The 9,617-nt window shown below is 61.5% G+C and carries 9 protein-coding genes; 8 read left to right on the top strand and 1 reads right to left on the bottom strand.

Going from position 1 to position 9,617, the window contains the following annotated elements; genetic code table 11:
- The first annotated feature begins 105 nt into the window (after positions 1-105).
- Positions 106-1,791: an NAD-dependent DNA ligase LigB gene (gene ligB / locus ACYASU_RS25260; protein ID WP_463584432.1), complete on the top strand. Its 1,686-nt coding sequence runs from the start codon at positions 106-108 to the stop codon at positions 1,789-1,791.
- 59 nt (positions 1,792-1,850) lie between these two features.
- On the top strand, positions 1,851-2,270 hold the full coding sequence (locus ACYASU_RS25255) for a DUF1090 domain-containing protein (RefSeq protein WP_192173203.1): 420 nt from the start codon (positions 1,851-1,853) through the stop codon (positions 2,268-2,270).
- 186 nt (positions 2,271-2,456) lie between these two features.
- Here ACYASU_RS25255 and ACYASU_RS25250 read toward each other — a convergent pair whose 3' ends face one another.
- Positions 2,457-2,843 (bottom strand): MAPEG family protein, encoded by a 387-nt coding sequence (locus ACYASU_RS25250; protein ID WP_463584431.1) that lies wholly within the window; start codon positions 2,841-2,843, stop codon positions 2,457-2,459.
- A gap of 380 nt (positions 2,844-3,223) precedes the next feature.
- Between ACYASU_RS25250 and ACYASU_RS25245 the strand changes: the two genes are divergently transcribed.
- From ACYASU_RS25245 to otnI, 6 genes are all read left to right on the top strand, one after another.
- Positions 3,224-4,051: a DeoR/GlpR family DNA-binding transcription regulator gene (locus tag ACYASU_RS25245; RefSeq protein WP_346627220.1), complete on the top strand. Its 828-nt coding sequence runs from the start codon at positions 3,224-3,226 to the stop codon at positions 4,049-4,051.
- A gap of 204 nt (positions 4,052-4,255) precedes the next feature.
- A complete protein-coding gene (ltnD, locus tag ACYASU_RS25240; protein WP_463584430.1) occupies positions 4,256-5,278 on the top strand; it encodes an L-threonate dehydrogenase in 1,023 nt (340 codons plus the stop codon).
- A gap of 10 nt (positions 5,279-5,288) precedes the next feature.
- The gene (gene otnK, locus ACYASU_RS25235; RefSeq protein ID WP_463584429.1) at positions 5,289-6,581 is read left to right on the top strand and encodes a 3-oxo-tetronate kinase; all 1,293 of its coding nucleotides are present in this window, start codon (positions 5,289-5,291) and stop codon (positions 6,579-6,581) included.
- The gene (gene otnC / locus ACYASU_RS25230; protein ID WP_463584428.1) at positions 6,578-7,240 is read left to right on the top strand and encodes a 3-oxo-tetronate 4-phosphate decarboxylase; all 663 of its coding nucleotides are present in this window, start codon (positions 6,578-6,580) and stop codon (positions 7,238-7,240) included. The genes otnK and otnC overlap by 4 nt, the downstream gene beginning before the upstream one ends.
- An 84-nt stretch (positions 7,241-7,324) precedes the next feature.
- Complete coding sequence (locus ACYASU_RS25225; protein WP_423573584.1) at positions 7,325-8,782, top strand: GntT/GntP/DsdX family permease; 1,458 nt, start codon at positions 7,325-7,327, stop codon at positions 8,780-8,782.
- Between the two features lie 22 nt (positions 8,783-8,804).
- Complete coding sequence (gene otnI / locus ACYASU_RS25220; RefSeq protein ID WP_463584427.1) at positions 8,805-9,596, top strand: 2-oxo-tetronate isomerase; 792 nt, start codon at positions 8,805-8,807, stop codon at positions 9,594-9,596.
- Positions 9,597-9,617: the final 21 nt, after the last annotated feature.

Below are 9,617 nucleotides of genomic sequence, written 5' to 3'. Positions count from 1 at the left end.
TGGGCTCTCTTGCGCCCACCGTTAACACACGGTAACCAACCCTCAATCGCAGAAGACTTCCCGGCCGCGTAGGCTTCCTCGCTCTTCCCAAGCAAGGACGCTCCGATGCTGCTCTCCCTTCGCGCACTGGTCCTCTGTGCACTGCCTCTTCTGGCCATCAATGCAAACGCGCAAACATGCCCCGACTGGCCACCGGCCAAAGCCCGAAGCGAGATCCTGGCGCTGCAAAGCCAGATCACCCAGTGGGAGGACAGTTATCACCGCCAAGGCGTTTCTCTGGTGGCCGACGAGCTGTACGACCAATCCGTTCAGCGCCTCGCCGATCTGCGCGGTTGTTTCGCCGCCACTTCGGCGTCGCCCTCCAATCCGCTGAAAACCTCTCGCGGTCCTGTCGCACATCCCATCCCGCACACCGGCCTGACAAAATTGCCAGGCGAGGCCGCCGTTCAAGCGTGGCTTGAAGACCGAAGCGACCTGTGGATTCAGCCGAAGGTGGACGGCGTGGCGGTCACGCTGGTTTATGTGGACGGCAAACTGGTGAGTGCCATCAGCCGGGGCGACGGCGTTTTCGGCCAGGACTGGACGGGGCATGCCCACCAGATCGAGGCGATTCCTCGCCATCTCGCGTGGGAAAAGACCGTGATCCTCCAGGGCGAGCTGTATTGGAAGCTGACAGATCACGTTCAGGCGGACGCCGGCAGTCTGAACGCTCGCAGCAAAGCGGCCGGTTTGTTCGCGCGTCACGCGATCAGCGAGGAGGAAGGCGCGCAGATCGGCTTGTTCGTCTGGGACTGGCCGGAAGGTCCGACGGGGATGAACGAGCGACTGGCCGGCTTGAGAGCCATGGGTTTCGAGGACAGCGCACGCTTCAGTGAGCCGCTGGAGGGTTTCACTCAGGCAAAGAACTGGCGAGAGCACTGGTACCGCTCGCCACTGCCGTTTGCCACCGATGGCGTGGTCATCCGGCAGGGCGAGCGCCCATCGGCCGAGCGCTGGCAAGCGAAAGCACCTTACTGGATCGCAGCCTGGAAGTACCCGTTCGCACAGGCGCTGGCCGAGGTGCGCAAGGTTCATTTCAATATCGGGCGCAGCGGCAAAATCACGCCCGTGCTGGACATAGAACCGGTGCGCCTGGATGAGAGAATGATCGCCCGCATCAGCGTCGGTTCGCTGAAGCGCTGGCAGGAAATGGACATTCGGCCCGGCGATCAGGTCGGGATCAGCCTCGCCGGGCTGACGATCCCGCGTCTGGATGAGGTGGTGTCGCGCAGCGTTGAGCGCGCTCCGCTGAATATTCCGAGAGCGGAGGATTTCCATCCACTGAGTTGCTGGCAGCCCATCGAGGGCTGCGAAAGCCAGTTCCGTGAACGACTTAAATGGCTGAGCGGGAAGAAGGGCTTGGCGCTCAGCGGCGTAGGACCGGGCACGTGGGACAAGTTGATTCAGGCCGGGCAATTGAACGGTTTGCTGGACTGGATGACCCTCGACGGTGCACAGCTTGCTAACATTCCCGGCCTGGGCGAGCGCAGCAGCGCTAAACTGCTGGCAAGTTTCCAGGCCGCGCGTGAGAGGCCGTTTGTTCTCTGGCTTAAAGCCATCGGTTTGCCTCCGGCCACGGGCGTTGATCTGGGTGATTCCTGGGCGGCGCTGGACTCGCGCAGCGTTAAGAACTGGCAGGCCGAGCCCGGCATTGGCTCGGGCCGTGCAAAGCAGCTATATGCATTTTTTCAAGACCCGCAGGTGCAGGCGTTAAGTCGCCAACTGCGGGACGAAGGCATCGATGGTTTTTAGTATTTTTAGGGCCGCATGATTGCGTCGAGCGTGCGGCTATTTGTGTTCAAGGAGTATTCATGAAATTCCTGTCATCCCTTTTTGCATTCACCGCGTGCGGGTTTCTGGCCGCGCCCGTGTTTGCGGCCGACCAAGCGCCGGAGCCGTCCGGATGCGCCGCGAAGCGTCAGGACATCAGCACTCAGATAGAAAACGCCAAGGCCGCAGGCAATACCAATCAACAGGCCGGGCTGCAAAAAGCCTTGAGCGAGTTGAACGCCAACTGCAACGACGTCGACTTGGTCAAGCAGCAGGAGCAAAAGGTGCTGGATGCCAAGCGCGAAGTCAGCCGTCGCCAGGCGGACCTGAACAAGGCCATGAGCAAGGGCGATCCGGAGAAAATCGACAAGCGTAAAGACAAGCTGGCCGAATCGCGCAAAGAACTGCAGGACGAGCAGGAAAAGCTGGAGAAGGTGCAGCCCGACGAGGATGACGAATAAGGTCGTCTGTGGGCATCAGTCCTTAATGTGTAGGAGTGACCGGGGTGGCGCTCCACCTTGCTCGCGAAGACGGCATTTCCGCCGATGAAGATTTGGCGGATGTACTGGCCTCTTCGTGAGCAAGCTCACTCCCACACGGTCTCTTTCGCGGCAAGATCTCAGGGTGTCAGAGCTACGGTTGAGCGATCAAACTGAAACGCCAAACAGCGCAATCACCAACCCTAGCCCGATGATCCAGGCCAGCGAGCGCAACGTCGCGAGATCCGCCAGATAGAAGATGATGTAGAGCAGGCGGCTGGTCACGAACAGCACGGCGAGTACGTCGATCGTTACCAACTGAGCCACGCCGGCGACGTGAGCGATGATCACGCCAGCGGCAAACCCCGGAATCGCTTCAAAGCTATTGAGCTGCGCGTTGTGGGCGCGGCGCGGGAGACCTTCGAGGCGGTCGAGAAAGTCCCGGGGATCATGATTGTGCCGTGCACTGAATTTGCCGCTGCTGAACTTGGCAATGCCAGCGCACCCTATCGGCAAGAGAATCACGATCAACACGCACCAAAAAGCAACGGTCATAACCACATCCTTTTTTAGAATTTGAGCTTCATTAGAACGATGCCCCTCTACAGCCTAAGAACTGCAGCCTGGCGAAAGGTTCTTTCAGGTCCTGCATGCCTGAAAGCGTTACAGGAATCACACGCCTCCAGTGGGCCATCGTGCCCCCATAGTGGGACCGGCTTTAGCCGGGAAGGCGTCACCCGCCACACCGCAAATTTGATGCGCACACACCGGCCCCCTTCCCGGCTAAAGCCGGTCCCACTAAACATCGCATTCAGTCAGTAAAACGAGCGTAACGCCGCACTGATTATTCGCCATTACTGCCACAGCCATCCCGATTGGCTAAGATGCCAGCCTCCCAGCCGACGTCGGCTGTATCTCGTTGCCCAGGAGCCTGCATGTCCAGCGAAGAAGACGCCACCCTCAGTGGCGCAGCGCCGATGATTCCCGATCAGCGTCGGGAGTTGATGCTGCGTCAGTTGCGCAAGCATCAGGTGCTGAGCGTGCATCAGCTCATGGAAATGTTCGACTGCTCGCACATGACCGTTCGCCGCGACATCGCGCTGCTTGAGCAAAGTGGCCGCGCCTATTCGGTGACCGGCGGGGTGCGCATCGCCAGTCAGGTTCACAGCGAGCCCAGTCACCAGTCCAAAGCGGTGGTCGAGTTGCCGCACAAACAGGCGATGGCGAAGCTGGCAGCCAGCCTGCTGCACCCCGAGATGACCGTGTACCTGGACGCCGGCACCAGCACGCTGGAAATCGTCCCGCACATCGTCGCGCTGGCGGGCATGACGGTGGTGACCAACGACTTCGGCGTGGTCAATGCACTCGCCGATGCGACCCATGTGGATGTGATTCACACCGGCGGGCTGCTGGATCACCCGAACCGGTCCTGTGTCGGCGGGCTGGCCGCCGCAACCTTGCGGCAATTGGCAACTGACGTGGCGTTCATGTCGACCAGCTCGTGGGACCTGCAGCGAGGCACGACCACGCCTTCCGCGTTGAAGGTTGAGGTCAAGCAAGCGGCCATGCAGTCGGCGTCGCGTACGGTGTTGCTGACGACCAGCACGAAATACGGCACCTTTGGCATGTACAAGGTCGCGGGCCTGGAGCAATTCGACACGATCATCAGCGACGACCGTCTTGCCCACGGTGCTGCGGACAGCATTCGCGGGCTTGGGGTTGAATTGATGTTGGCGTCAGTGGGTAAGGTCGTGCTCTCCTGAGGCTGACATCTCTGGTGTGGGAGTGAGCTTGCTCGCGAAGCAGTCTTTCAGCCGCTGAAGATGCGGTGCATGCTCCTGCTGCTTCGCGAGCAAGCTCGCTCCCACAATTTACGTGCTGACAGAGACATCCCACCCAAAACCGTGCACCCAAGCCTTGGCAGCCAGCCAGGGCTTTTTTGTGCCCGATCAGGCTGATGTTAATTTTTGTTAACTCAAAAAAGCACTTCACATTATCCGATCACAGGTTCACTATCTTTAACAGATCAGAACAAACACCGTTCGAGTGCTGATGAACTTCGGCGCTCACCCGAGGAGAAATTCATGAATAACAAGAATGTCGGCGTCATTGGTCTGGGTGCGATGGGCCTGGGCATTGCGCGCTCCCTGCTGCGCAGCGGCTTCAACGTTCATGCCTGTGACGTGCGCGCGGCCGTGACCGAGCAATTCGCCAGCGAAGGCGGCGTTGCCTGTGAATCTCCTGCGAGCATGGCCGATGCCTGCGACGTGATCATCACCGTCGTGGTCAACGCCGAGCAGACCGAAACCGTATTGTTCGGCGACAACGGCGCAGTCGCCGCCTTGCGCCCGGGCAGCCTGATCATCGGTTGCGCCACGGTCGCACCGACCTTCGCCATCGAACTGGGTCAACGCCTCACCGAAAAAGGCCTGCTTTACCTCGACGCTCCGATCTCCGGTGGCGCGGCCAAAGCGGCTGCGGGTGAAATGACGATGATGACTTCCGGCCCGGCTGATTCCTACGCCAAGGCCGACGCGATTCTCAACGGCATGGCGGGCAAGGTCTATCGCTTGGGCGACGTCCACGGCCTGGGCTCCAAAGTCAAAATCATCAATCAGTTGCTGGCCGGGGTACACATCGCCGCCAGCGCCGAAGCCATGGCCCTGGGCCTGCGCGAAGGCGTCGACGCGGACGCGCTGTACGAAGTGATCACCAACAGCGCCGGTAACTCGTGGATGTTCGAGAACCGCGTGCCGCACATCCTCAAGGCGGACTACACGCCGCTGTCGGCCGTGGACATCTTCGTCAAAGACCTGGGCCTGGTGCTGGATACCGCCCGCGCCAGCAAATTCCCGCTGCCGCTGTCGTCCACCGCCCACCAGATGTTCATGCAGGCCTCCACCGCAGGCTTCGGGCGCGAGGATGATTCTGCCGTGATCAAGATTTTCCCAGGCATCGAACTGCCGACCGCCAAGCCTGAAAACAACTGAGATGACGCTGATGAGCACCACGACTCCGCGCCCTCTGTTGGGCTGCATCGCCGATGACTTCACCGGCGCCACCGATCTGGCCAACATGCTGGTGCGCGGCGGCATGCGCACCGTGCAGAGCATTGGCATCCCGAGCGCCGACAGCCTGGCCGAACTGGATGCCGACGCCATCGTCATCGCGCTGAAATCCCGCACCACGCCGGCTGCAGAAGCGGTTGAGGAATCCCTTGCCGCGCTGCAATGGCTGCGTGATCGCGGCTGTGAGCAGATCTTCTTCAAGTACTGCTCGACGTTCGACTCCACCGCCAAAGGCAACATCGGTCAGGTCAGCGAAGCGCTGCTCAAGGCGCTGAACAGCGACTTCACTTTGGCGTGCCCGGCATTTCCGGAAAACGGTCGCACGATTTTCCGCGGCCACTTGTTCGTGCAGGACCAATTGCTCAGCGAATGCGGCATGCAGAACCATCCGCTGACGCCGATGACCGACGCCAATCTGGTGCGCGTGCTGCAATCGCAAACCACCCAAAAGGTGGGCTTGTTGCGTTACGACAGCATCGCCAAAGGCGTCAACGGCGTGCGGGCACGCATCAGCGAGCTGCGTGCCGAAGGCGTCGTCATGGCGATTGCCGACGCATTGTCGGACGCTGATTTGGACACGCTGGGCGAGGCCTGCGCCGACCTGCCGCTGCTCACCGGTGGCTCGGGTCTGGCGCTGGGTCTTCCGGGTAATTTCCGTAAAGCGGGCAAATTGCGTGATATCGATGCCGCGAAGCTTGAGCAGATCGACGGCGGTGATGTGGTGCTGGCGGGCAGCGCATCGGTCGCCACCAACGGCCAGGTGGCCGCCTGGCTTGAGGCCAGCCGGCCTGCGCTGCGCATCGATCCACTGGCACTGGCTGAAGGCAAACCGGTTGTTGCCGATGCGCTGGCATTCGCCCGCGATGCCGGGCAAACCGTGTTGATCTACGCGACCAGCAGCCCGGACGAAGTCAAAGCCGTGCAGCAAAAACTCGGCGTCGAACGTGCCGGCGCGCTGGTCGAGGACGCACTGGGCCAGATCGCTCGCGGACTGCTGGACGCGGGCGTTAAGCGCTTTGTCGTCGCCGGCGGCGAAACCTCCGGCGCCGTGGTTCAGGCCTTGGGCGTGAGCCTGCTGAAGATCGGCGCGCAAATCGACCCGGGGGTTCCAGCGACCATCAGCAGCGGCGCGATGCCTCTGGCCCTGGCGCTGAAGTCCGGGAATTTCGGTGGCCGCGACTTTTTCGACAAAGCCCTCAAGCAACTGGCGGGGGGTGCCCAATGAGCAACGTAACCAGCAGTTCAGTGAGCGCCGAAAACAAGCAGCGTGAAGAAATCTGCACCATCGGCCGCTTGCTGTTCGGGCGCGGCTACACCGTTGGCAGCGCAGGCAACATCAGCGCGCGTCTCGACGATGGCTGGCTGATCACGCCAACTGACGCGTGCCTGGGGCGTCTTGATCCTGACGCCATCGCCAAGGTCAATCTGGCCGGCGAATGGGTTTCCGGCGACAAGCCCTCGAAGACCCTGGCCCTGCATCGTCAGGTCTACGACCGCAATGCCAGCGTCGGCGGCGTGGTGCACACCCACTCGACGCATCTGGTCGCGCTGACACTGGCCGGCGTCTGGAAACCGGACGACATCCTCCCGCCCATCACGCCGTATCAGGTGATGAAAGTCGGGCACATTCCCCTGATTGCCTACGAGCGCCCCGGCTCGCCGAACGTCGCTGAACAAGTGGCGAAACTGGCGAACAGCGTGCGCGGCGTGATGCTCGAGCGACTCGGCCCGGTGATCTGGGAAAGCTCGGTCGCCAAGGCTTCTTATGCGCTGGAAGAGCTGGAGGAGACGGCACGCCTCTGGCTGATGAGCAACCCTAAACCTGAACCGCTGGACGCAGCGGCTCTGGAAGAACTGCGCCAGACGTTTGGCGTGAACTGGTAACCCCAACGGCGTTTTGATCGAAAACCGGACTCCCGGTTTTCGGCGGACCGGCTTCGCCGGAAAACAATAACAACGGGACACAACATGACTCCTCTATTGCTCATGATCATCGCCGGAGCCGGCATTGCGCTGTTGCTGCTTCTGGTCCTGAAATACAAATTCCAACCGTTCGTTGCACTGATGCTGGTCAGCATTATCGTGGCGCTGGTGGCCGGGGTTAAACCCAGCGATCTGGTGGCGACCATCGAAGGCGGCATGGGCAAAACCCTCGGCCACATCGCGATCATCATTGCCTTGGGCGCCATGATCGGCCGCATCATCGAGCTGTCCGGCGGCGCCGAGGCGCTGGCCAAGACGCTGATCAACCGCTTCGGCAACCGGCGCACGCCGCTGGCCCTGACCGTCGCGGGGTTCATGGTCGGTATTCCGGTGTTCTTCGAAGTGGGCGTGATCATCCTTATGCCGCTGGCCTATGGTGTCGCCCGTGCCGCACGTAAACCGCTGCTGATTTTCGCGCTGCCCATGTGCGCCGCGCTGCTGTCGGTTCACGCCTTCCTGCCGCCACATCCGGGCGCCGTTGCGGCAGCCGGTCAGCTGGGGGCGGACCTGGGTCGCGTGTTGATGTTCGGGCTGCCGATCGTTGCTGTGTTGTGCCTGATCGGCTACCTGATTGCCGGTCGCATCACCCGCAAGACCTACCCGATGACTGACGATATTCGGAGCGAAGTCTACGGTCCGCACATCACCAACCAGGATCTGGTGGCGTGGGCGAACAACGATTACTCAACGACCTCCGAAGCGGCACACGCCAAGGTGCTGGGCCTGGAAGAAAGCGCCAGCAGCCTGGCGGCACGTCTGCCAAAAGCGCCGGCGCCGGGCGCAGGCATCATCATTGCGTTGATTCTGCTGCCGATCATTCTAATCCTGCTGGGCACACTGGCGACCACGATGTTGCCCGCCGAATCAATGCTGCGCAGCGTGCTGACCGTTCTCGGTGCGCCGCTGGTGGCGCTGCTGATCGACACGCTGCTCTGCGCGTGGCTGCTGGGTTCGCGCCGTGGCTGGAGCCGCAGTCAGGTGTCCGATGTCGTGGGTTCGGCATTGCCCGGCGTGGCGATGGTGATTTTGATTGCAGGCGCTGGCGGCGTGTTCGGCAAGGTGCTGGTCGATACCGGTATTGGCGCGGTGGTTTCCGAAGCGCTGCGCAACACCGGCCTGCCGGTTCTCGCCCTGGGCTTTCTGCTGACACTGCTGTTGCGCGCCGTACAGGGCTCGACCACAGTGGCGCTGGTGACCACGGCCGGCATTCTCAGCCCGCTGATCGCCACGCTGAACCTGAGCGCCAACCACATGGCCCTGCTCTGCCTGGCCATGGGCGGTGGCGGTCTGGCCATGTCGCACATTAACGACGCCGGTTACTGGATGTTCACCAAACTGGCGGGCCTGAACGTTGCCGACGGCCTGCGCACCTGGACCTTCCTGGTGACCATTCTGGGCACCCTCGGGTTCTTGATGACGCTGCTGCTCTGGCCTTTCGTCTAACGGCTTCAATTAGGAGATAACCATGCCTCGCTTCGCTGCCAACCTCAGCATGATGTATCCGCAACACGACTTTCTGGCGCGTTTCTCGGCTGCGGCGAGTGACGGCTTCAAGGGCGTGGAGTACCTGTTCCCGTACGACTTCAAGGCCGAGGAAATCAAGCTGCGTCTGGACGACTTCGGTTTGACCCAGGCGCTGTTCAACGCCCCGCCCGGCGACTTCACCAAGGGCGAGCGTGGCATTGCTTCGTTGCCGGGCCGGGAGAGTGAATTCCGCGACGGCTTCCAGAAGGCGCTGGATTACGCAGCGGTGCTGGGCAACGACCGCATTCACGTCATGGCCGGTTTGCTGCCCAGTGAAGACCTGCGCCAGAAGCATCACGCGGTGTACCTGGAAAACATGAGCTTCGCCGCACAACAGGCGGCCAAGGTGGGGTTGACGGTGTTGATCGAGCCGATCAACACCCGCGACATTCCGGGCTTCTTCCTCAACCGTCAGGATCAGGGCCAGGCGGTGCTTAAAGAAGTCGGCGCCGATAATCTGCGGGTGCAGTTCGACTGCTACCACTGCCAGATCGTGGAAGGCGACGTCACCAGCAAACTGCGCCGCGACTTCGCCGGCATCGGCCACATCCAGATCGCCGGCGTGCCGGACCGCCATGAGCCGAGCGTGGGGGAAGTGAATTACCCGTGGCTGTTCGAAGAGATCGACCGCTTGGGCTACACCGGCTGGGTCGGCTGCGAATACCGTCCGAAAGGCGATACCAGCGAAGGCCTGCAGTGGCTGCGCGATTGGCAGGCACGTCATCCGGCATAACAGGCGCTGTCTTTTTACTGT

The organism is Pseudomonas sp. HP_12 (genome assembly GCF_055283955.1).
The sequence above is the reverse complement of the archived record's forward strand: the minus strand, read 5'-3'. Positions and strand labels throughout refer to the sequence as shown.

Excerpts from the sequence above, each read along its gene's own strand:
- ACYASU_RS25245 (WP_346627220.1), top strand. The coding sequence starts at position 3,224 with ATGTCCAGCGAAGAAGACGCCACCCTCAGTGGCGCAGCGCCGATGATT.
- ligB (WP_463584432.1), top strand. The coding sequence starts at position 106 with ATGCTGCTCTCCCTTCGCGCACTGGTCCTCTGTGCACTGCCTCTTCTG.
- otnI (WP_463584427.1), top strand. The coding sequence starts at position 8,805 with ATGCCTCGCTTCGCTGCCAACCTCAGCATGATGTATCCGCAACACGAC.
- otnC (WP_463584428.1), top strand. The coding sequence starts at position 6,578 with ATGAGCAACGTAACCAGCAGTTCAGTGAGCGCCGAAAACAAGCAGCGT.
- ACYASU_RS25255 (WP_192173203.1), top strand. The coding sequence starts at position 1,851 with ATGAAATTCCTGTCATCCCTTTTTGCATTCACCGCGTGCGGGTTTCTG.
- ACYASU_RS25225 (WP_423573584.1), top strand. The coding sequence starts at position 7,325 with ATGACTCCTCTATTGCTCATGATCATCGCCGGAGCCGGCATTGCGCTG.
- otnK (WP_463584429.1), top strand. The coding sequence starts at position 5,289 with ATGAGCACCACGACTCCGCGCCCTCTGTTGGGCTGCATCGCCGATGAC.
- ACYASU_RS25250 (WP_463584431.1), bottom strand. The coding sequence starts at position 2,843 with ATGACCGTTGCTTTTTGGTGCGTGTTGATCGTGATTCTCTTGCCGATA.